Origin of the sequence: Actinopolymorpha sp. NPDC004070 (assembly GCF_040610475.1) — a bacterium.
Taxonomy (GTDB): domain Bacteria; phylum Actinomycetota; class Actinomycetes; order Propionibacteriales; family Actinopolymorphaceae; genus Actinopolymorpha.
Genome location: NZ_JBEXMJ010000009.1, coordinates 1 through 23,000, shown reverse-complemented (window position 1 = coordinate 23,000; position 23,000 = coordinate 1). Strand labels below are relative to the sequence as shown.

Sequence of the window (23,000 nt, the reverse complement as noted above, 5' to 3'; positions counted from 1 at the left end):
TCCTCGTGGGCACCCTCAAGGCGTACCATCCATCGACATTACTTGCAATATCGCAAGTATTGCGAGTATGCAGGAACGCACAGGTGATGCCGCCGGAAAGGAGCACCGTCCGTGACCGACGTCGACCTGCCCTCGCCCGTACTCCACGCCCCGCGCCGCCCACACGTCGACGTGTCCGCGCTGCGGCGGGATCTGGAGTCGAGGGTCGACGGAGAGGTGCGGTTCGACGAGGGGACCCGCGCCGCCTACTCCACCGACGCCTCCAACTTCCGGCAGGTGCCGATCGGGGTGGTCGTGCCCCGGTCGATCGAGGCCGGCGTCCAGGCGGTGACCGTGTGCCGCGAGCACGACGCCCCGCTGCTGTCCCGCGGTGGCGGTACGAGCCTGGCCGGGCAGTGCACCAACGAGGCGGTGATGATCGACTGGGCGAAGTACTGCAACCGGTTACTGCACGTCGACACCGAGCGACGGACCTGCGTGGTCGAGCCCGGCATCGTCCTCGACGTCCTCAACAACCAACTCGAACGCCATGGCCTGCGGTACGGCCCGGAGCCGGCCACCCACCCCAACTGCACCATCGGCGGCATGATCGGCAACAACTCCTGCGGGGCGACGGCCCAGCGCTCGGGCAAGGTGGTCGACAACATCGCCGGGCTCGAGGTGCTGCTCTACGACGGCACCCGCTTCTGGTGTGGCGAGACCGACGACGAGGAGTACGCCGCGATCGAGCGGCGCGGCGACCGGCGGGCCGCCGTCTACCGCTCCCTGCGCAGGCTGCGCGAGCGGTACGCCGACGAGATCCGCGCCCGCTACCCCGACATCCCGCGCCGCGTGTCCGGCTACAACCTCGACTCCCTGCTGCCCGAGCACGACTTCGACGTCGCGGGGCTGCTCGTCGGCAGCGAGTCCACGCTGGTGACCGTGCTGCGGGCCGAACTCGAGCTCGTACCCGTACTGCCCGCCCGCACCCTCGTGGTGCTCGGCTTCGACGGGATCGCCGCGGCCGGTGACGCCGTGCCCGACGTACTCCCCCACGAGCCGATCGCGCTGGAGGGCCTGGACGAACGCCTCCTCACCGACGAGAAGATCAAGCACCTCAACCCGCTCGCCCGGGAGGAGTTGCCCGAGGGGTCCGGCTTCCTGATGGTGCAGTTCGGCGCGACGACGACCGAGGAGTGCGACCGGGCGGCACGGCGGATGCTGCGGGCGCTCGGTAAGTCCGGCGACGACGTCGACGTCGCCTTCATGGACAAGCCCGAACGCGAGGACGAACTCTGGCGGGTACGCGAGGCCGGTCTCGGCGCCACCGCCCACGTGCCGGGTCACCGGGAGACCTGGGAGGGCTGGGAGGACTCGGCCGTGTCACCGGACCGGCTCGGGGACTACCTGCGCGACCTGGAGCGGCTGTTCGAGGAGTTCGGGTACGCCGACGAGACCGCGCCCAGCCTGTACGGCCACTTCGGGCAGGGCTGCGTGCACACCCGGATATCGTTCGGGCTGACCAGCGCCGAAGGCGTGGCGACGTACCGCCGCTTCCTGGAGAGCGCCGCCGACCTGGTGGCGTCCTACGGCGGCTCCTTCTCCGGCGAACACGGCGACGGCCAGACCCGCGGCGAACTGCTGCCCCGGATGTTCGGGCCGGTCATCATGCGGGCGTTCGGCGAGCTGAAGGCGATCTTCGACCCTGACGACCGGATGAACCCGGGCAAGGTCGTCGCGCCGCACCGGCTGGACGAGAACCTCCGCCTGGGCGCGACGTGGACTCCGCACCACGACGGGGAGACCTACTTCCACTACCCCGAGACCGACGGCTCGTTCGTACAGGCGGTCAACCGCTGTGTCGGCGTGGGCAAGTGCCGTCAGCACACCCACCCGGACGGGGCGGTGATGTGCCCGTCGTACCAGGCGACGATGGAGGAGGAACACTCCACCCGCGGTCGTTCCCGGCTGCTGTTCGAGATGCTGGCCGGGCACCACGACTCCCCCGTCGCGGACGGGTGGCGTTCGACCGCCGTACGCGACGCGCTCGACCTCTGCCTTGCCTGCAAGGGCTGCAAGACCGACTGCCCGGCCAACGTCGACATGGCGACGTACAAGGCGGAGTTCCTCGCGCACCACTACGAGGGCCGGCTGCGGCCCCGTGCGCACTACGCGCTGGGCTGGCTGCCGCTCGTCGCGGCCGGGGTCACCCGGGCCCGGCTGGGCCGGGTGGTGAACGCCTTCACCCACGCACCTTTGCTGCCCCGGTTGGCGACCGCGGCGGCAGGTCTGGAGCGGCGGGAGATCCCGTTGTTCGCGGGCGAGACGCTGCGGCAGTGGTGGCAACGCCGCGGCGGCGACGCGGCGAGCGCTTCGGGTAATCGGCCTGGCTCACGTGCTGGCTCGCGTGCTGGCGCGCGTTCTGGTTCGCGGCCTGTCGGGAGCCGGGGCACGGTGATGTTGTGGCCGGACACGTTCACCAACACCTTCCACCCGCACGTCGGGCGCGCCGCGGTCGAGTTGCTGGAGGACGCCGGCTGGGAGGTGACGATGCCGGAGCAGACGTTGTGCTGCGGCCTCACCTGGATCTCCACCGGCCAGCTCGCCACGGCGAAGAAGGTGTTGCGCCGTACGATCGACGCGTTGTCGCACCACCTGCGCTCCGGTGGGTTCGTGGTCGGCCTGGAACCCAGCTGCACAACGGTTTTCCGCTCCGACGCGGCCGACCTGATGGGTACCGACGAGGACGTCGAACGGCTGCGCAAGCAGACGTTGACACTGGCCGAACTGCTCACCGAGCACACGCCGGGCTGGACGCCGCCGTCCCTGGACGGTGTGCACGCCCTCGCCCAGGTGCACTGTCACCAGCACGCCGTCCTGGGCTGGGACGCCGACGCCGAACTCCTCGACCGGGCCGGTGCCCGGGCCGAGCGCCTGGACTCCGGGTGTTGCGGCCTGGCCGGGAACTTCGGGTTCGAGGCCGGGCACCTCGAGGTCAGCCAGGCGTGCGCGGAAAGCGTGCTGTTGCCGTCGGTGCGCGATGCCGAACCGGGCACGGTGATCCTGGCGGACGGGTTCAGCTGCCGTACCCAGCTGCACGAGCTCGACAGCAGCGGACGCGAGGGTCTCCACCTGGCCGAGCTTCTGGCCCGCGGGCTGGCCGGCCGGCAGCACTCCCCCGGACCGGACGGAGCCGACCTGGAGCCCGGCGACCGGCCTCGCACGCCGGGCCGGACCGCACGGGCCGCCGCACTGGCCGCGACCGTCCTGGCCGCGGGCGCCGCGACCGCTGTCGCCAGTCGTCTCGGTATCCGCGCGGCCACCGGAGTGACCGATCGTTTCCGGCGGTCTCCTGGGGGAATGCCCCGGAGATGATCTCCGAGCCCGACGCGCCGCCGGGTGGAGCCGTCGCGGTCACCTCGGTCGGCGCCGGCACCGACGTCGTCTTCCTGTCCGGGATGGCGGTCTACCGCTACCTGCGGACGACGCGGGACCTCGTAGCACGCCGGGCACGTGCGCACATCGTCCACCTGCCGGGCACCGGCGACGCACCGGACCCGCCGCGGCCGGTCGGGCTCCCCGGGGACGTCGCGGCGACGGTCGACTGGCTCGAGCAGAACCCCGAAGTCGGCCCGGTCGTGCTCGTCGGGCACTCCTACGGCTGCCAGGTGGCCGGTCGGGTCGCCGCCGCGCTGCCGGACCGGGTCACGGCCCTGGTCCTGGCCGGCCCCAGCATCGACCCGGCCTACCGCACCTGGCCCAGGCTGCTGGCACGTTTCGCCCTGGAGAGCGGGGCGACGCCGGCGCACCTGGGGCTGATGCAGCTGTCCGAGCAGCGCCGTGCCGGCGCCCGCCGGATGCTGGCGATCGTCCGCTCGATGCTGGCCGACGATCCCGAGAAGACACTGGCGCGCGTTCACGTGCCGATGACGGTGGTCCGCGGCGAGGACGACCGGCTCTGCACCGAGCAGTGGGCTCGCCGGCTTGCTGACCGGCCAGGGGGTTCGTACGTACGCGTCGAAGGCGGCATGCACGCGTTCCCGTACGACCGGCCGGAGGCGCTCGCGGATGCCGTCAAGGCGCACTTGCCGCGGTGACGCTCCGGCCCCGTCAAGGCGTGCTTGCCCAGGGTCTGGCCCCGCCATGGTCCTCTCGGCCGCCGCTCGTCGCTGGTGCTCGCGGGGACTCCTCCCGCGTACCCGCTTGAACGCCGTACTGAGCGCGAACGGACTCGCGTATCCCACCTTCGCCGCCACCGACGCGACCGTGGCGCCCGGCTCGGCCAGCAGGCCCGCGGCAAGCGCGAGCCGCCGGCCCGCGAGGAACGCCATCGGCGGCTCGCCCACCAGTTCGGTGAACCTGCGCGCCAGCGCTGCCCGCGACACGCCGCACTCCGCGGCGGGCCGGGCCACGGTCCACGGCCGGGCCGGCGCGTTCTTCAGCAGCCGCAGCGCCCGCCCGACGACGGGCTCGTCGTGCGCGGCGTACCCGCGGTGGAAGGCACGTCCGCGGCCTATGTCGCGTACGTCCCCGATCTCGGCTTCCCGGGAGCGGCGGAGACGGTGGGTGGGAGGGACAGGTGTACGAGCTCACCGGGCCGCAGTCGCTGCGCTTCGCCGAGGTCGCGGCGGAGATCTCCGCCGCGTCCGGACATGAGGTGCCTACGTGCCGGCATGGTCGAGGAGGGCGCGCCGGCGGACTTCGCCGCCCTGTTGTCGGGACTGTTCGGCGAGGTGCTCGACGAACGCAACTCCGGTTGACAGCGCGTACGCACGGTCCGCGGCCGCACTCACCGCTTGGACCCCTGGCAGCCTGACCGCCTGACCGGAAAACAACTCTGCCGGCCGACCGGTGAAGCTGAGGTGATCACCCCGGTTTCGGCCGGTCGGTCCCGGTTGACAGCCGCCTACGATCGAAGCCATGGCATCGAGCGCCGACCGCTTCGGCCCGGCGTCCCCCTCGTCCACCGAACCCGAGGACACCGGACAGGACCTCACCGAGACACTTCAGCGCATCGTCTCCACGGCGTGTGCGCTGGTGAGTGCTCGGTGTGGTGCCCTGCTCGTCACCGAGTCGGACTGGAACGTCCGCGAGTTCGTGAGCTACGGGCTCACCGACGAGGAGAGCAGCGAGGTCGCCGAACTGCCCCGCCTGCACGGACTGCTCGAATTACTGCTGGAATCGCAGCAGCCGGTCCGGTTGAACTCGCTGCGCGACCATCCCGCCGCGCGTCACGTGCCGAGCCACGAACTGGCCGGGACGCTGCTGGCGGTCCCCGTACACCTGCGTGACGCGCCCTACGGCCACCTCTACGTCGCCGACAAGGTGGACGGGCAGGACTTCACCGATACGGACGAGCAGACGGTTGTCGCGCTCGCCCGGGCCGCGGCGCTGGCGATCGAGAACTTCCGCCTGCTGGGCCAGCAGCAGCGTCGGCAGCGGTGGCTGGACGGCTGCACGGAGCTGACCGACATGCTGCTGGACGACGTGGACCTCGCCGCCACGACCCGGCTGGCAACCCAGCGCTTTCGGGAGATCTCCGGCGCGGAGTACGCCGCGGTGATTCTGGTCGATTCGGCCAACCCGGACCGGCTCGTCTACCAGGCGGCCGCCGGCCTGGGCGACCTGCCTGTCCCGGGCACCAGCATTCCCCGGCGGGGGCTTGCGGCCGCCGTCCTCGACAAAGGTGAGCCGATCATCACCGAGCGGCTCATGGACGATCCTCGTTTCGATCCGGGCCCGGACCCGCAGGAGGACCTGTCAGTGCTCGGGCTGACGATGGCCCTGCCCCTCCTGGCGTCAGGTCAGCAATTGGGGGTGGTGTTCGTGGGCTGGCGGCGGGACTCCCCCGCCGCACCGGTCGCCGCACGCGAGGGTGAACTCGTCCGAACGTTCGCCAACCACACCGCCCTCGTCCTGCTGCGCGTGCGCTCCCAGGAGGCCCGTAACCGGCGTGAACGCTGGCTGGAGGCCGCCGCCGAGATGGCCCGGCTGCTGCTCGGCGAGGTGGACCGCGACGAGGCGATGCGTCTGCTGGTCGACCACCTGCGGGAGGTGTCCGGCGCGGACGTCGCCGGTGTGCTGCTGGCGGATCCGATCGATCCCGACGCGGTGTTCGTCGTGGTCTTCGAGGGGGGTGGTGTGGTGCCCGCGCCGCCCGACCTGCGCATCCCCCGGGCCGGGCTGCTGGCCCGGGTGCTCGACTCCGGTGAACCCGTCGTCAGCGACGACTATCCGAACGAACTCGGACACGATCCGCCTCCGATGTGGCAGGAGGCGCTGGCCGGCGTGGGACTCGGCATGATGCTCCCGCTCACCACCGACGGCGAGGTGCTGGGCACGTTGTTCGTCGCCTGGCGACGCGGCTCGCCGGACGCTCCCCTCGCCCGCGAGGAGGTCGTGGAGGTGCAGATCTTCGCCGACCTGGCCGCTCTCGCACTGCAACGGGTGCGTACGCAGGGAGACCACGAACACCTGGCTGTGCTGGAGGAACGCGACCGCATCGCGCACGAGATGCGGGACGTGATCGTCCAGCAGTTGTTCGGCGTCAGCCTGCGCCTGCGCAGTGCGGGCGGCCTGAGCTCCGAACCTGTCGTACGACAACGGCTCGGTGACGTCCTCGAGGACCTGGACCGCACCAGCCGCCAGGTCAGGAGCGCCATCTTCGGCGGCGACGACGACCACGACGTCCTCCACGACGACGCCAACGGTCACCACGACGCCAACGGTCACCACGACGTCGACGGTCACCACGACGTCGACGGCTCCCACTGAGGCGAACTACTTGAAGGCGGCGACGTTCCGCGCTGCCCACTCGGCGAAGGTGCCTGGCCGGCGACCGAGAATCCGCTCCACGTCGGGGCTCACCCGCTGCTCACCGCTCGTGGGGTTGCCCAGGATGTCGAGCGTGGCCTCCACGACCGGCTCGGGCATGAACCGCAACAGCTGCTCCCGGGCCTCCGCGTGGGTCTGGTCGACAAACTGAACCGGCTCGCCCAGCGCGTCGGCGATCGCAGCTGTCTGCTGCCGAGGTGAGACCGGCTCCGGTCCGGTCAGTTCGTAGGCCTTGCCGATGTGGCCAGCGGCTCGCAGTGCCACGGCGGCGACTTCGGCGATGTCGGCCGGGTCGATGGTCGGCAGGGCGACGTCGCCGAACGGTGCGGCAACCATTCGATGCGTGCGGACCATCTGTGCCCACTGCAGCGTGTTGGAGTCGAACCCTCCGGGCCGCACCAGGGTCCATTCCAGATTGGACTGCGTGACGGAATCCTCCAGTACCGAGGGATGCCTTCCGGTGGCAACGCCCTGCGAGGACAGCAGAACGACCCGGCGGACTCCCCCTGCCTGAGCGACGTCGAGCACGTCCCTGGCGCTGCCGCCGGCCGCGAGGAAGTCGCCGGAGGTCACCAGGAACAGCGCTTCGGCGCCGTCGAACACCGGCGCGAGTTCTTCCGGCTCGAGCAGGTCGGCCTGGCGGTGCCGCACCCCCGGCGGGACGTCGGCCGCCGAGATCCGGCGGGAGACCGCTGTCACCTGTTCACCGGCGGCCGCGAGTGCCTGCACCAGTGGCCGTCCTACGTTGCCCGTGGCTCCGGTCACCACGATCATGTTCGCTCCCGTTCGGTCGAGTTCCTGGGTGGGTTCAACGGAAGCTAGCATCGCCGGGATAGTAGGTACCTAGAGGAAAGTACTGGAGAGAGAGGCCCGACGTGACGAGCAACAAGGCTCCGGCGGCTCCGGTCGACGTCGCCCCGGAGCAGGCCTGCCCGATCGCCCCCGTGGTCGACATCGTCTTCAGCCGCTGGACCACTCCGATCCTCTGGACGCTCAACGAGTACGGGCGGCATCGGTTCGTCGAACTCCAGCGGCGGATCGCCACCATCACGCCCAAGGTGCTGACCGAGCGGCTACGGCAACTGGAACGCGACGGACTCGTCGTACGCACGTACCACCCCGAGGTCCCGCCTCGGGTGGAGTACGAGATCAGCGACCTCGGCCGCAGTCTGGCGCCGCTGTTCGCAGCACTCGCCCACTGGTCGGTCAACCTGGGCAGGGTGGAGCAGGCCCGGCATGACTACGACGCCAGGGAGCGGCACCCCGGCCGCCGAGGCTGACCTGAGACAGGTCGAGTCCGGACCAGGCCGGGCGTCCGAATCAGGCATGGAGTCCGGATCAGGCCAGTGAAGCGCACTCACCCACATCCGGCAGAAGTACTTCTTCCGGCTGGACCCGCGCAACGGTGCGGTCAAGGTCCTCAGCTCCTCCATCGAGGCGTTCAACCTGGCCGAGGACGGCTACGGCAACATCTACCTGATCCGGCACGCGAACCGCCTGCTGCGGTACGTGCCCGAACCGCGGCAGTATCCCGGCCTGCAACAGTCCGGTCGGCAGGGCGAAGACGCCCGGGCCGTCGTCAGGTTCACCTTGACGACGGCCCGGGCGTCAGGTTTGCCTTGACGCTTTCCTGACAGCCTCGAGGATCACACGCCGAGGGCGCGGAGGTTGTCCCTGCTGATGGCGGCGCTCTCCAACGGTGTCTCCCGCTGGGTGACGTCGGTCTCCACGATCAGCCAGCCGGCGAAGCCCGCCCGGTCCAGCAGGGCGAACACCGTGGCGAAGTCGACGTCGCCGTGTCCCACCTCGGTCCAGATCGCGTTCTTCTCGAACGTGGAATAGTCCCAGCCCTCCGCGCGGCCCCGGTCGCGTACGGCGATGTCGATGTCCTTCAGGTGCGCGGTCTTGATCCGCTCGGCGTGCCGCCGGGTGAACTCCACCACGTCGACGCCCGCCCAGGCGAGGTGACCGGTGTCTGGTCCGAGGAACAGAACCTCCGGGTCCACCGCCGCCAGCAGCCGCTCGATCTCGTCCTCGGTCTCCACGAACGTGCCGACGTGGTTGTGGTAGCAGGACCGCACGCCGAACTCCAGCGTCGCGCGCGCGATCGCGTCCACGGTCCGCACCAGCTGGGCGAACTCCTTGTCCGGCAGGGCGTCGTCCGGGGTGGCGTGCGCGGCGACGTCCCGGCGGGTGCGGCCGGACCGGGTGGTCGCGTTGAACCCGCCCGCGGAGACGTAGATCTCGCTCACCCCGAGCTCGCTGGAGATCCGGGCCTGCTCGCGCGCCTGTGCGACGTACTCCTCGTGCCGGTCCTCCTGCCAGAAGTCGCCACCGAAGTAGCCGGGCGCGGGCGCCAGGCCGTACCCACCCCAGATCCGCGCGATCTGCTCGGCCGTGCGGCCGCCGTGCGCGCTCAGCGGCGCACCGGCGTAGCCGGCCTCGGCGATGTCGGCGAGCACCTTCTCCTCCGGAACACCTCGCCACGTGATCTGGCCACAGCCCAGGTCGACCTTCATCCCGCCTCCTCGATCTGCCTCGGACAATCCTCGGACGACTTCTCCGACCTCCCGGCCGGCTCCGGTCCATCCCCGAAACCCCTTGTTTTCTTGGTGTTCCGGCGCGGTCGCACCAGCCGCGACCGTGCTAGCCCAGCAGGGCCGCCCGCTCCTCCACCGACAGCGGCGGCGCTGGCGTGCACGTCGTGCCAAGCTCCACCCGCTCACCCGTCCGTGCCGAGTGGACCAGTCCGGTGATCAGTTCGACCACGTGGCAGGCGATGTCGCCGCCGGCGCGGGGCCTGCGGCCGTCCCGGACCGCGGCCGCGAGCTCACCCACGCCGAGCCCGCGCAGGTTGTGCGGGAGGTCGGCCGGCTGCCGGCTGTCCGGGACCTCCTGCCAGTCCTCGCCGTACCGGCGGACGTACGCCGGGTCGCCGAAGTTGTTCGGGTTCGGCGCGGCGAGTTCGCCGTCGCTGCCGTAGACAGTGAGCACCGGCACCTCCCGCGGATGGTCGGTGCCCCACACCAGCGCGGTGTTCGCCAGGAGTCCGTTGGCGAACTCCACCACCCCGGCCGTGGCGATCGCCGCGCCCGCCGCCGGCCGGGTCGGCGTCTCCCCCGCCTCCAGGGTGTGCGCCGCGCCGCTCACCCGCACGGCCGGGCCGAACAGGTTGACCAGTGCGGAGAAGTAGTACGGCGCCATGTCCAGGATGGGGGTCGCGCCCTCGGTGTAGAAGCTCGCCTGGCTCATCGCACCGCGGAACATCAGCCCACTCGCCGACAGCGGCGTGCCGACCGCTCCGCCGGCCAGCGCTGCCCGTGCCGCCTGGAATCCCGAGCCCAGCAGCGTGTCCGGAGCGCAGCCCACGGCCAGCCCCCGCTGCTCGGCCACCGCGAGCAGCTCCCGTGCCTGCTCCAGCGTGGGAGCAAGCGGCTTCTCCGACCACAGGTGCTTGCCGGCTGTCAACGCCGCCTTGCTCACCTCGACGTGCACCGAGATCGGGGTGAGATTGACGACCACCTCGATGCCGGCGTCGTCGAGGACGGCCTGCGGGTCCGATGCCTGCGGTACGTCGTACTTCATGGCGACCTGCGCGGCCCGCTCCTGGTCGACGTCGGCCACCGCCACGACCTCGACCCCCGGCATCCGGCCCAGGATCGGGAGATACATGTGGCTGACCTGTCCGCAACCGATGACTCCGACCGTCGTCGTCGCCGGCATCCCGCATCCCCACCCTGAAGTGTCGTCGGATCGGTTGTCGCGGCTCGGCGCGACCTGGCGCCCCACGCCGACGCGGGCGGTCACCAGCGGGCCGGAGCGGTTCTTTCGACGCTAGCAGGGTGCGGGGAAGGCGGGACTGTCCGATTCCTGACGTACGGACCGCACCACGGTGCGGCGCCGCAGGTGCGAGCCGGTTCCGGCCTTTTCCGGGCGGCCGGAACCGGCTACACCGGCCCGCTCGAACCGGGTACGGGCCGAGCCGGGAGTCTCGCGGAAGGACGCTAGCGCTGGCGTTCCCTGCGTACGTTGACCTTTCGGCCCTTCACGGTGGTGGACCGCAACGCGGCGATGACCTCGTTGACGGCGTTCTCGGGCACCTCCACCAGCGAGAACTTGTCCGTGATCTCGATCGCGCCGATCTCCCGCCCACGCAGGCTGGACTCGTTGGCGATCGCGCCCACCAGATCCTGCGGTCGCACCCCCGCCCGCCGGCCGAGGCCGACGAACAGCCGGGTCATGCCAGCACCGCCACGGCCCCGCGCACGACCGCCCTGCGGACGCCCGCCGTCTCCCCTGCGCCGGTCGCCCTCGGAGTCCGGTGCGACGTTCGGGATCTCCGGCTCGTCCTCGTCGACCCGTCCTCCGGTGGCCTCGTGCGCCAGCTTGACCGCGGCCAGCGCCACCTCCATCACGTCGAACTCGTCGGTGAGGGTCTCCACCACGACCCGGAAGTGGTCCAGGTCGTCCTCGAGGAGGCTTTCCTGCAGCGCGGCCCGGGTGAGCTCCAGCCGGCGGGCCTGCAGGTCGGCGACCGTCGGCATCTTCTCGACCGCGATCTTGCGGCCGGTCACGCGTTCGATCGTCTTCAGCATCCGGTGCTCGCGCGGGGCGGCCAGGGTGATCGCAACGCCCTCCCGGCCGGCTCTTCCGACCCGGCCGATCCGGTGGACGTAGGACTCCGGTGCGGACGGCACGTCGTAGTTGACGACGTGGCTGAGGTGGTCGATGTCCAGACCGCGGGCCGCCACGTCGGTGGCCACCAGCAGGTCGGCGGTACGACTGCGCAGCCGGCCCATCACCCGGTCACGCTGCTCCTGGCTCATGCCGCCGTGCAGAGCCTCGGCGCGGTAGCCCCGGCCGTTCAGCGTCTCGGCGAGCTGGTCGACGTCCTCGCGCGTACGGCAGAAGACCAGCGAAGCGGTCGGTGACTCCACGTCGAGGACGCGGCCCAGTGCGGCCGGCTTGTGCGCCCGCGGAATGACGTAGGCGACCTGGCGTACCAGCGGCGCCTCACCGGGCTCGGGCGCACGCCGCGCGATCTCGATCCGCTCCGGGTCACGCAGGTGTCGCCGGACCATGCCTCCGATGCGGGGCGGCATCGTCGCCGAGAACAGCACCGTCTGACGTTCGGCCGGCGTCTCCTGCAGGATCGCCTCGATGTCCTCGGCGAAGCCCATGTCGAGCATCTCGTCGGCCTCGTCCAGGACCACACTGCTGAGGCTGTCCAGGTGGAGCGTCCCGCGGCCGATGTGGTCGAGAGCGCGGCCCGGAGTGGCGACCACGACGTCGACGCCCTGGGACAGGGAACGCAGCTGCCGGCCGATCGGCTGGCCGCCGTAGATGGGCAGCACCCGGATGCCGATGCCCCGGCCGTACCTGTGGAACGCCTCCGACACCTGCACGGCGAGCTCTCGCGTCGGGACGAGGACGAGCGCGGTGGGTGCTGTGCCCCGGTCGCCTTCGGGCATCCGCTGCAGCACCGGCAGGGCGAACGCCGCCGTCTTGCCGGTGCCCGTGGCCGCCTGCCCGAGGAGGTCCCGCCCGGCCAGCATCGGCGGGATCGCCGCGAGCTGGATCGGCGTCGGCTCCTCGTACCCCAGGCTGGACAGCTCGTGGAGAAGCTCAGGGCGCAGGCCGAGATCGGCGAAGCTGGTCGGGTTGTCGGATTCGTGCACGGTCATCGTCAGGCTCAGGCTCCTCAGGGTTCGGGCACGAGTCGTCCCGGCGTCGCGGCGACGTCAGGGTTCATGTTCCCCCGCCCGCTGCCGATTAGCGCGCACGACCGGCGCGGCGAGCCGGAAAGGCACGCGCAGTCCCCCCGACGAACACCCTGTGTCACCACGCTTACGGCCCGGCGCGTCCGGCCCGGCGCGTCCGGCCCGGTGGACCCCGCGGTTGCCGAGAGACCCTGGCCGCGGAGTCGAACCGCGTCAGGACGATCTTGCCGGATCGCCCGCTCTTCCGTTGAGCTAGCCAGGGGAGAAGATCGAACGGCGTCTCAACCAGGCGGGAGTTCCGTGACCGAGGAGGACGTTCCACCATGATCGTCCCGGCATGATCCCGTTGTCCCGAGAATGATCGAAGTCCCTGCCATACCTGTCGCTATCGTGTTGCCGGTGGTGTTGCCGGGGAGCGGAGGGACCTCCTACTATCGGCAGTGCGCCCGGTAGGCGCCCCCTCTCCTGGAACTCCGCGCCTCCACGCGCACCTCATCTGTCCAGCGCGCCGCACTTCTGGCCGTCTTTCTGGGGCACCTCCTCACTCGATCGCCCCTCTGGCGTGCATGTTCTGCGGCCGGCTCTGTCGGTGCTTCGCGCCTCGCACTTCGCGCTTCGCGAAGCTCTTCGTGCACCTCTCCGCACCTCCCTTCGGGCACCTCTCCCTCCGGCCCCGACCCCGCTCGCGCCGTCCTTCGCACGTACTTCCCTTCACTCCGCTTCCGCCTTGTCCACTCCCCTGTCATCCTCAGCCAACTGCGAGGTCTTCCATGACTGCCACACCCGCGGCCGTCGCTCTCTCCTACGTCCAAACCGTCCTCGGTCCGTGCACCGTCGTGCGCGAGCACAGTTGGCCGCACCGCGGCGCCGCGGTCTTCGAGGTCCGCGACGCGACCGGACGCCGCTGGTTCGTGAAGCGTCACCAACGCCGGGAGCAGTACGACCGCGAGCTCCGTGCGTACCGCCGATGGGTGCCCTCGCTGCGCCCTCACGCCCCCGACCTGTGTTCATCCGACGACGAACGACGCATGCTGGTGCTGTCGGCCGTGCCGGGAGAGGTTGTGCCCGACCACACTCCCGAGGTGTACCGCGCGGGCGGTGCACTGCTGCGCCGCCTGCACGACGCCGAGGAGATCTCGCCGGATCCGGACTACGCGGCCTCGAAGGAAGCAGAGTTGGAGGATTGGCTCACCCGTTCGGAGGGGCTGCTGGATCCTGCGGAGACGGCGTTCGTCCGGTCGGAGATCCGTTGCTTGGAACGGCTTCCCAGCCCGAGGACGGTGCCGTGCCATCGTGACTACAGCCCGCGCAACTGGCTCCTGGACGACACGAATCTGTACGTCATCGACTTCGAGTGGGCTCGCCCGGATGCCTGGGTGGCCGACCTCGGCAAGCTCTTCTTCGGACCGTGGCAGGGCCGGTCCGACCTGCGCGAGGCCTTCCTGGACGGGTACGGGCACGCGCTGACCGCCGATGACCTCGGCCACCTCCTCCACGGGCACGCGTTGACCGTGACCTGGCAGCTCATCTGGTCCACCCGGCACGACAACCTGAGCTTCGCCGCCGGCATCCGTGAGGTTCTGCGCGGACTGATGCGGCGCGCCTACTCCTGACCGCGACAACTCGTCGGCGCAGAGTCGGAGGACTTCGGCGCGGCCTCGGAAGACCTCGGCACAGCATCGGAAGACCTCGGCGGCGGTCATGGGCGGATGACCTGTTGTCGTACGTCCACCCACTCCGGCGGGACGTACTCCGGATGGCCGTGCGTGCCCATCCTGACCACCCATCCCCGATGGTGGACGAAGGTGTGATGCGACGTGCACAGCAGAACTCCGTTTTTCAGGTCGGTCGGGCCGAAGTCGTCCCAGGCAGCCATGTGGTGCGCGACGCAGCGGCGTTCGGGGACCTGGCAGCCGGGGAAGTGGCAGTGGGATCCGTCCCGGACGGCGAGTGCCCGTCGCTGGGCCTCGGAGAAGAACCGGTCGGCCATTCCGACGTCGAGGACCTCGCCGTGGCCGCCGAGCACCACCGGGATGATGTTCGCGTCGCACGCCATCCGCCGAACCGTGGCAACGGACAGCGGCTGCCCGCGGAGACCGGAGATCCGAGCTGATCCGCCACCGCCGCATTTGCTGCAGCCGTCGTGCGGATCCATGGCAGCCTCCGGCCCCGCCGCACCCTGCTCGAATTCGGGCTCGGCGTCGTCCTGCGTCCCGGGACCCCAGTCCTCGGGTCCGGTATCGGTTTCCCTATCAGCCCCGGGTCCCGTTCCAGCTTCCCTTTCGGCTTCCGGGTCGGTTCCGGCGGTGGTCTTCGGTTGTGGGTGCTGGCCGGGTTCTCGCGGTCCAGGTGTTCGGTCCGCGACACCGCCCGGACCGGGTGAGCTGGATGCGTCGAGTGGAACGTGTGCCCCGAATGGGCTGGGTGACAGTTTGTCCTTGCCCGCTTGACCATCCCGGCTACTCGTCGCCCGCTGGCCACCGGGACGACCACGGTCGTCGGCGGCGGTTGCCCCGCTGGTCTCGTGCAGGTCTGTCGTCTCGCCCCGATCAGCCGCCGCCGCGTACGGGTTGCCGGGGTCGGCCGGCGGGGCTGTCTCGCCAGGGCCGTCCGTCGGATCCGGGTCAACGACCTCTTCGTCAACCCCGGGTTGCGACGCGGCTCCCGCGGTGTCATTGGTGCCCACACCGGCGTTGTCGCTCGGCTCTGCTTCCCCGGTGCCATTGGTGTCGTCGGTCTGCTTGCTGGGCTTGGAACTGGCAGGCGTGGCACCTGCGGTGCCGCGGGGGCTCTCGCCCGGCCCGGACTCTCCCGACCCGGGCTGTCCCGGCTCAGAACTCTTGGTGCGTTTGGTGTCCTCTTCCTGGGACTGGCCCTTGGCCTTGCGCTTGGCCTTTCGTTGGGCTTGGCGTTTGGCGTCGGGGGTCTGGCAGCCACACGGCATGGGCCGGACGGGGTTGAGGTCGTCGATGGTGCCGAACCCGACACCGTTCATCAGGTTGTGCAGATCGATCAGCACGGTGACGCAGTCCCGACCCCGGCCACGGCTGGGTGAGGCCTGGTGCTGCGCCCACCTGGCGACCAACTCCGCGAACGCGTCCCCACGCTTTTGGTCCAGGGGACGGTCGTCGGGTTCGGGGCGGGTGTCACGGGCAACCAGCGCCTCGACCAGCTTGCGGAGGACTTCCATCTCCAGCACCGGCAGCTTGATCACCACGGTCTCCGAACCGGGAATCCCGTTCGGCGCATACCGCAGGGACCGAGAGCGTTCGGCAGTGCGTTCGTCGTCCTCGAGTTCTTTACCGAGGCGGCGTTCCCACTCCTCCGGGGCCACCACCCGCAGCAGGTGCCGTCCGAGCAGGCGCACGTCGTCGGGGTTACGCCGCTTGGACTCCGCGATCAGGTACTCCTCGGCCTCTACGCGCTGTTCCAGGCTGATCCTCTTCGGGAGGTCCTTGATCGCCCCCGCGATCACTTGCGCGTGCCTGAACGACAGTTCTCCACGCGCCAGTGCCCGGGCGGTGAGAGTGATGGTGCGGTCGAGGTCGCGGGACAAGGCGACGGTGGCGTAGGAATCCTTCTTGCCCATCCGCTGGCTGTTGCGCAGCCACGTCGCGGTCGTAGCCGCACCCGTGGCCTTGCCGACGTCGCAGACCTCGGCCCTGGCCACCATCGCCAGCTTCAAGGCGGCCATCATCGCCTCGCCGACCTGGTGCAGGTCGAACAACCGGCCCAGCTTCTCGGGCCGAAGTGACAGCATCGGCGCCGCCAGCGCGTCACCGACGACAGAACGGACCTGAACCAGCGCAGCCTCCAGACGCTGCTCGGCGTCGATGCCGCCGTCCCAGCCCGAAGGATTCTGCACTGTCGAATATATGTTCGAACTCTACAGGCTGCCACCGACAGCTAACCCGTTGTCCACAACGCGATCCCGAAAACACGCCGATCCGCTACCTGTGGACAAAAACCTGGCGGCTCCGGCAGAGCCGGTTGGTGAGGCACACACATCCTGGCGCTTCGCCGGCCCACGGGCTCAGCTCGTTACACCCGTCGGATCGGGCACGACCGCAGGGGGCGACGATACGCCGCCCCTCCCAGTGCCTGGCCGTCAGTCCTGGCCGTCAGTCCTGGCCGTCAGTCCTGGCCGTCAGACCTGGCCGTCAGACCTGGCCGTCAGTTCGCCGGATCACCCTCGTCGGCGACGGTGATCGCTCCCGACGGGCACAACTGCGTCGCCTCCCCGGCGATGTCGGCCTCGGCAGCATCCGGTTGGCGGAGCAGTACCACCAGTCCGTCCTCGTCGCTCTGCTCGAAGATGTCCGGCGCGGTCAGCACGCACATCCCTGCGCCACAACAGATGTCCCGGTCAACGTTGATCCTCATCCGTCACCTCCCGTACCGGTGAACTCCGTGCCGCACAAACGTAGCGCGGGCGAAGCGCGCAGCCCCACCGACCAGACCGCGCTACCACGCCACCGGCAGACTGTGCACGCCGTAGATGGCCATGTCGGTTCGCAGCTGTACGTTTTCCGGCTCCACCGCCAGCCGGAGATTCGGGAACCGCGCGAGCAACTGGGCGAACCCGGTCCGCATCTCGATCCGTGCCAGCTGCTGACCGAGGCACTGGTGGATGCCGTGCCCGAACGCCAGGTGCCCGGTCGCCGAACGGCGCAGGTCGAGTCCGTCGGGGTTGCCGAAGCGCTCCGGGTCACGGTTGGCGGCGGGCAGGGACAAGGTGACGACCTCGCCGGCCCGCACCAGTTCGCCGTCGAGCTCGACGTCCTCCAGCGCGGCCCGCGTGGGCCCGATGTGCACGATGGTGAGGTAGCGCAGCAACTCCTCCACGGCGTTCTCCTCCAGCGAGGGATCCGCGCGCAGCGCCGCGAGCTGGTCGGGGTGCTGCAGCAGGGCGAACGTACCCAGCCCCAGCATGTTGGCGGTCGTCTCGTGCCCGGCGATCAGCAGCAGCACGGCGATGCCGGCGACCTCCTCGTCGTCGAGCCCACCACCGGCGATCAGCGTGCTGATCAGGTCGTCGGCGGGCGCTTCCCGCTTGCGTACGACCAACCCGTGGAGGTACTGCCGCAGCGAGACGAGCGCGCCCATCGCCTCCTCGAAACTGGAGTCCAGATGGAGCAGCACCCTGGTGTCGTGCTGGAACTTCTCCCTGTCGGTGTACGGAACACCGAGCAGTTCGCAGATCACCAGCGAGGGGATCGGCAGCGCGAACGCAGCGACCAGATCGGCGGGTGGGCCGTGGCGTTCCATCGCCTCCAGGTGCTCGGCCGTGATGCGCGCGATCCGGTCCTCCAGGTCCCGCATCCGCCGGACGGTGAAGTGGGACGTCAGCTGGCGCCGGTAACGAGTGTGCTCGGGTGGGTCCATACCGATGAAGAAGCCCGGCTCGGCTGGCCCGGGGTGCTCTTCCTCGAAGGCGATCCGGCGAGGAGCATGTTGCAGCTCACGGCGCCGGCTGAATCTCGGGTCGGCCAGCACCGCTCGCGCCAGCGGATAGCTCGTCACCAGCCAGCCCTGCGACCCGCCGGGGTAGCGCAACCGGCTGATCGGGCGTTCCTCGCGTAAGGCCTCGAGTACCGCGGGTGGGTCGAACGGGTCGGATCGTTCGACAGGGAGGCCGTCCACCAGTGGCATGGGCGCCACGGATGTCGGCATGGTCTTCGCCATCACGCGCTCCTCACGTTCCGGATCTCGGTTCGGTCCTCCGTCCTCCTTCCAGCAAACACCCGCGATGCTGAAATTACAACCAGTGTAAATATGCTTTCGATGTACGGGGCTGGTGCAACGACTGGTCGCGTCGCCCGCCGGACCGGGGTAGAACAGGACACGTGCCCGACAAGTTGGACGCCTACCGCCGCAAGCGCAGCGCGGATCGCACCGCCGAGCCGGTGCCCGCCGAAGGCCCGCTGCCCGAAGGCAACGACGACACCTTCGTGATCCAGGAGCACCACGCCCGCCGGCTGCACTGGGACTTCCGGCTCGAACGCGACGGTGTCCTCGTCTCCTGGGCGCTGCCCAAGGGCCTTCCGGACGACCCGAAGAAGAACCACCTCGCGGTGCACACCGAGGACCACCCGCTGGAGTACGCCGACTTCGCCGGCGAGATCGCAAAGGGCGAGTACGGCGGGGGGACGGTGGAGATCTGGGACCGGGGCACGTACGAGTGCGAGAAGTGGACCGACCGCGAGGTGAAGGTCGTCCTGCACGGCACCCACGGCGACCGGTCGCAGGGCCGTTTCGTGCTCATCAAGACCGGCGAGAACTGGCTCATCCACCGGATGGACTACTCCCCCGACGAGGACACCGACTCAGACATCGACTCAGACTCGAAGGCCCCCGCGAAGAAGGCCTCGAAGAAGGCCGCGGCCACGAAGTCGACCGCGAAGAAGGCCACGGCGAGCAAGGCACCCGCCAAGAAGACGGCAGCGAAGAAGACCTCGGCCACGAAGACTGCAGGGAAGAAGTCCGCGACGAAGAAGCAGTCGTCGGCGAGCAGTACGCCCACGTCCGGCAGGAAGACCACCGCGGCCCGCATGTCGGGTTCGGAGCCGCTGCCCGAACCCGTACGCCCGATGCTGGCGACCCTGGGCGAGCTGCCACCCAGCCGCGACGACGAGAAGTTCGGCTACGAGATGAAGTGGGACGGCCTGCGGGCGGTCGCCTACGCCGACGGCTCGAAGGTCCGCCTGAAGACCCGCAACGACCTTGACGTCACCGGCACCTACCCCGAGCTCGCGGACCTGCAGGAGTCCCTGGGATCGTTGCCGGCCGTGCTGGACGGGGAGATCGTCGCGTTCGACGCGAAGACGGGCCGGATCTCCTTCGCTGCACTGCAACAGCGGATGCACGTCCGGGACGCCGCCCAGGTGCGCCGGTTGCGCGAGCAGTCACCGGTGACGTACCTCATCTTCGACCTGCTGCACCTCGACGGCCGCAGCACGGTCGACCTGACGTACGAACAGCGACGCGAACTCCTGGAGTCGCTGGAGCTCCGCGGCCCGCACTGGGACACGCCGCCCTACACCCGCGGCGGCGGACAGGAACTGCTGGCGGAGTCGAAGAAGCAGGCCCTGGAAGGCGTACTCGTCAAGCGGCTGACGTCCCGCTACGAACCCGGCCGGCGGTCGCGGGACTGGATCAAGGTGAAGCACGCGCGTACCCAGGAGGTCGTGGTCGGCGGCTGGCAGCCCGGAAAGGGCCGCCGGGCGGGCACCATCGGATCGCTGCTGCTGGGGGTCCCGGGCCCGGACGGACTGGAGTACGTCGGTCAGGTCGGCACCGGCTTCACCGACGAGATGCTGGCCGACCTCGCCGACCGCACCCGCCGGATCGAACGCCGGACGTCGCCGTTCGCCGGGACGATGCCGGCGAAGGACAGCCGGGACGCGCAGTGGGTCACGCCCAAGCTCGTGGGCGAGGTCCGCTTCGCGGAGTGGACCCGCGACGGCCGGCTACGCCACCCCGCCTGGCGTGGCCTGCGCCCCGACAAGACGCCGGCCGAGGTCGTACGCGAGTCCTGAGCCGCATCGGCCACGCCGCGCCGGGTGGCGCCTGTCAAGTCCCACCTGACAGGCGAGCCGTCAGGAATGCTTGGCCGGGTCCTCCCAGTAGTAGACCTCCGGGTCGTACACCGCGGGCGTGGGGTGCGCCCAGGTGTTGACCATCCCTCCCTGCGCGAGCTGTTCGCGGGTGGGGACGTTGTGCAGGTCGCGTTTGCTCATCGTCACCTGCGGATAGTTGGCGACCGTGCCCATGAAGAACGGGCCGTACTCGATGTGGACCTTGATCATGTCCCACACGATCTTCGTCCGGGCCACACCGTCAACTTCGCCTTTCGCCTTGGCATACCCCTCCCACAGACGAGCGATCGGGCTGCCGGGCTCGGCGTCGACACGGGGCGGCGTACGCTTCCACGGATCGACGTTCAACTGCTGCTTCTCCTTCGCGGTGCCCCGCAGCGTCCACATCTGCCCGTGCAGCGGCGCCCACCGGGCCGGCTCGATCGGCACGAACCACCAGGGACCGGTGATGTGGTCGGGCCCGTCGCCGACCTCCCACGAACTCTGTGCCATCAACCGGCCGTTGTTCCACGCGTCGCCGAAGCTTTCCGGTGCCATCGGGTTGATCTTCACCGTGATGCCGACCGCCTCCCAGTCACGCTTGAGGAGGTCGTTCTTCTTGCGGTGTTCGTCGCTGACGTTGGCGGGCACGTCGATGCGGACCACCAGGTCGTCGTCGCCGCCGGGCATCTTCCGCTTTCCGTCCGAGCCCATCTTGGCGCCGAGCTCGTCCAGCATCCTCTTCGCCCGCTCGGGATCGTGCCGGACGTAGGCGTCGCGCCACTGGTGGTAGACCTTCTCGCCCTGGCCCCCTTGGTACTCCTGGGCCTTGGGGCTGTAGGTGCCGGTGGTCTTCTCCCCCGTGTTGAAGTAGACGGCCTTCTGTGCCTCGGAACGGTCGAAGGCGAACGACAGCGCCTGGCGAAACTTCGGGTTGCGGATCAGCTCGCGCATCTTCGGCTCGGGATAGTCGTAGTTGAAGAAGAACACCGAGCCGGTGCCAGAACCGCTGTCCCACAGGTAGACGTTCATGTTGTGCCGGTTCTGCGTCTGCTTCATCCCGGAGATGTCGCCCAGCCCGATCGGCACGAACGCGCCGTGCACGTAGTCCAGCTTGCCCTCCTGGATCTGCAGCTTGCGCACCTCCGGCTCCTGGACGACGTTGAACACGACCTCGTCCACGTACGGCAGCTGTGCACCGGACCGGTCGACGCACCAGTAGTACGGATTGCGCTCCAGCACGACGCGGCGTCCCTCGGAGTAGGTCTTGGTCCGCCATCCGGTCAGCGTCGGGCACTTCGGATCCAGTACCCAGTTGAGGTGCTGGTCGTGCTTCTCGAACCAGTTCTTCGCCGTCACCGACTTGTTGTAGCGGGGATGCCACTGCTTCAGGTAGTGCTTGGGCAGGAACCAGTCACCGGTGTCGACTCCGTTGGCCAGCAGGGCTGGAGTGAGCGGAGTCGGGCTGTCGAAGGTGAGGACGAGGGTCAGGTCGTCCGGGGCGGAGAGCTTCATCGCCGTACCCGAGCCCGAGCGGCCCGAATCCGGCGGAAGCGCGGGGTGCACCTCGTTCACGACCATGTCCTGCCACCAGTACAACGCGTCGCCCGCGGTGAGCGGCTGGCCGTCGGACCACTTCAGCCCCTTGCGCAGGTGCAGCGTCCAGGTCGAGGCGTTGCCGTCGGACTCCCACGACTCGACCAGACCGGGCCCGATGTCCAGGCCGTCGTTGAGCCAGCGCAACGGCGAGCGGCCGTACACGTGCTCGTTGATGATGCCACTGTCGGAGGCGTCGGTGACCGCGTACATCGTGCCGCCGTACTTGCCCTCGGTGCACCACCGGTGCGGTATGACGTACGGCTTCTCCGGCAGGCGTTCCTTCAGCGGCGGAAGTGCACCGCTCTTCACCTGCGAGGTCAGCGCCGGCGACTCCCGCAGCTTGCGCGGCACCGGGACCGGCTTGCGTTCGGAGCCCTTCGTCGAGGCGCTGGTCCCTTCGGCGCGCGGCTTGCCTCCCTCGCCGGACTTCGTGCTCGAACTGCACGCGCCGGTCAGTGCCGTCACCGCCGTCAGAGCCGAGGCGTACAGCACAGTCCGTCGGGTGGGCTTGCCGACCGGTCCACCGAAGTCGTGGGGCATCGTGGTCTCCCTCGCCGCAGGTGCCCCGGATTATTGGTCCGGTTTCGTCTGCTGTGCAAGGGATTGCGACGTACGGCGGAGGCGGCGCGCCGGGAGGTGTCATGTCTCGGCCACCTTGCGGCCGCCGCCGGTCACGCGGTCAGGGGGTCAATCCAGCTCGGTCCACAGCCAGCCGGCCGGGGCCGAATCCACACCGTCGGCGCCTGCCGGCAGGGTCCCCGGCCGCGTGGTGAGACGGCGTCCGTGGACCAGCTGCAGTCGGATCCGGACGAACGCCGACGTCTCGTCACCGTGCTCCCACGCCGGGGGCAGCGCGCGTCCGGTGAGGTACGGGCGCGGGTCTGCCACCAGGTCCGCCGAACCCACGCCGGTCACGGTCCATCCGGCGCACAGGTCCGGGCTCACGCTGTCGACCTGGAACGCCACGATCGTCTGGTCGAGCGTCTTCGCCAGCGACGAACCGGGAGCCGTCCTGACCAGGGCGGCCGTACCCACCATCACGTACGCCACCGGCTCGACCTCCGGCAGGGCGTTGTCGGTGTGGACGACTCTCCCCACGAACGTCTCGTTCAGCAGGTGCAGGCACTCGGCCTGGGAGAGTTCGACCGCTTGTTGGTTGTGGGTCATGGCGGGCTCCCTCAGATCGCCTCGGTGTCCGCGTCGTGGTGGTACCAGACGGTGGTGTTGGGGGGGATGGTGTCGTGGGGGTGGGGGGTGGGGTGGGTGGTGAGGATGGGTTGGCCGGGGTGGG

15 protein-coding genes and 1 pseudogene are annotated in these 23,000 nt (G+C 69.8%); 6 read left to right on the top strand and 10 right to left on the bottom strand.

The window, feature by feature from the left end:
* Positions 1-111: 111 nt before the first annotated feature.
* A complete protein-coding gene (locus ABZV93_RS17230) occupies positions 112-3,354 on the top strand; it encodes an FAD-binding and (Fe-S)-binding domain-containing protein (protein WP_354936611.1) in 3,243 nt (1,080 codons plus the stop codon).
* Complete coding sequence (locus ABZV93_RS17225) at positions 3,351-4,076, top strand: alpha/beta hydrolase (protein WP_354936608.1); 726 nt, start codon at positions 3,351-3,353, stop codon at positions 4,074-4,076. The genes ABZV93_RS17230 and ABZV93_RS17225 overlap by 4 nt, the downstream gene beginning before the upstream one ends.
* A 78-nt stretch (positions 4,077-4,154) precedes the next feature.
* Here the strand turns inward: ABZV93_RS17225 and ABZV93_RS17220 are convergent.
* A pseudogene (locus tag ABZV93_RS17220) lies at positions 4,155-4,391 on the bottom strand (AraC family transcriptional regulator); the annotation flags it as partial.
* A 508-nt stretch (positions 4,392-4,899) separates the two neighbouring features.
* Between ABZV93_RS17220 and ABZV93_RS17215 the strand changes: the two are divergent.
* A complete protein-coding gene (locus tag ABZV93_RS17215) occupies positions 4,900-6,753 on the top strand; it encodes a GAF domain-containing protein (protein WP_354936605.1) in 1,854 nt (617 codons plus the stop codon).
* Positions 6,754-6,759: 6 nt separating this feature from the next.
* Here ABZV93_RS17215 and ABZV93_RS17210 read toward each other — a convergent pair whose 3' ends face one another.
* A complete protein-coding gene (locus ABZV93_RS17210; RefSeq protein WP_354936602.1) occupies positions 6,760-7,638 on the bottom strand; it encodes an NAD(P)H-binding protein in 879 nt (292 codons plus the stop codon).
* A gap of 50 nt (positions 7,639-7,688) precedes the next feature.
* Here ABZV93_RS17210 and ABZV93_RS17205 point away from each other — a divergent pair, with 50 nt between their 5' ends.
* On the top strand, positions 7,689-8,093 hold the full coding sequence (locus ABZV93_RS17205) for a helix-turn-helix domain-containing protein (protein WP_354936599.1): 405 nt from the start codon (positions 7,689-7,691) through the stop codon (positions 8,091-8,093).
* A 366-nt stretch (positions 8,094-8,459) separates the two neighbouring features.
* On the opposite strand, the gene ABZV93_RS17200 is transcribed toward ABZV93_RS17205, so the two are convergent.
* The 3 genes from ABZV93_RS17200 to ABZV93_RS17190 form a co-directional block, all read right to left on the bottom strand.
* A complete protein-coding gene (locus ABZV93_RS17200; protein WP_354936596.1) occupies positions 8,460-9,332 on the bottom strand; it encodes a sugar phosphate isomerase/epimerase in 873 nt (290 codons plus the stop codon).
* A gap of 127 nt (positions 9,333-9,459) precedes the next feature.
* Positions 9,460-10,536: a Gfo/Idh/MocA family oxidoreductase gene (locus tag ABZV93_RS17195; protein WP_354936593.1), complete on the bottom strand. Its 1,077-nt coding sequence runs from the start codon at positions 10,534-10,536 to the stop codon at positions 9,460-9,462.
* 281 nt (positions 10,537-10,817) lie between these two features.
* Entirely contained in the window at positions 10,818-12,497 is a 1,680-nt protein-coding gene (locus ABZV93_RS17190; RefSeq protein ID WP_354936590.1) for a DEAD/DEAH box helicase, read from the bottom strand.
* Positions 12,498-13,303: 806 nt separating this feature from the next.
* Between ABZV93_RS17190 and ABZV93_RS17185 the strand changes: the two genes are divergently transcribed.
* The gene (locus ABZV93_RS17185; protein WP_354936587.1) at positions 13,304-14,146 is read left to right on the top strand and encodes an aminoglycoside phosphotransferase family protein; all 843 of its coding nucleotides are present in this window, start codon (positions 13,304-13,306) and stop codon (positions 14,144-14,146) included.
* Between the two features lie 86 nt (positions 14,147-14,232).
* On the opposite strand, the gene ABZV93_RS17180 is transcribed toward ABZV93_RS17185, so the two are convergent.
* From ABZV93_RS17180 to ABZV93_RS17170, 3 genes are all read right to left on the bottom strand, one after another.
* Positions 14,233-16,398: a DUF222 domain-containing protein gene (locus ABZV93_RS17180; protein ID WP_354936584.1), complete on the bottom strand. Its 2,166-nt coding sequence runs from the start codon at positions 16,396-16,398 to the stop codon at positions 14,233-14,235.
* Between the two features lie 308 nt (positions 16,399-16,706).
* On the bottom strand, positions 16,707-16,916 hold the full coding sequence (locus tag ABZV93_RS17175; RefSeq protein ID WP_354936581.1) for a ferredoxin: 210 nt from the start codon (positions 16,914-16,916) through the stop codon (positions 16,707-16,709).
* Positions 16,917-16,997: 81 nt separating this feature from the next.
* Positions 16,998-18,218 (bottom strand): cytochrome P450, encoded by a 1,221-nt coding sequence (locus ABZV93_RS17170; protein WP_354936578.1) that lies wholly within the window; start codon positions 18,216-18,218, stop codon positions 16,998-17,000.
* 161 nt (positions 18,219-18,379) lie between these two features.
* Between ABZV93_RS17170 and ligD the strand changes: the two genes are divergently transcribed.
* Positions 18,380-20,071, top strand: coding sequence for a non-homologous end-joining DNA ligase (gene ligD / locus ABZV93_RS17165; RefSeq protein WP_354936575.1), 1,692 nt, complete (start codon positions 18,380-18,382; stop codon positions 20,069-20,071).
* Positions 20,072-20,131: 60 nt separating this feature from the next.
* Here ligD and ABZV93_RS17160 read toward each other — a convergent pair whose 3' ends face one another.
* Together ABZV93_RS17160 and ABZV93_RS17155 are read right to left on the bottom strand one after the other, a co-directional pair.
* A complete protein-coding gene (locus ABZV93_RS17160; RefSeq protein ID WP_354936572.1) occupies positions 20,132-22,249 on the bottom strand; it encodes an ABC transporter substrate-binding protein in 2,118 nt (705 codons plus the stop codon).
* A gap of 147 nt (positions 22,250-22,396) precedes the next feature.
* Positions 22,397-22,876 (bottom strand): pyridoxamine 5'-phosphate oxidase family protein, encoded by a 480-nt coding sequence (locus tag ABZV93_RS17155; protein ID WP_354936569.1) that lies wholly within the window; start codon positions 22,874-22,876, stop codon positions 22,397-22,399.
* Between the last annotated feature and the right edge of the window lie 124 nt (positions 22,877-23,000).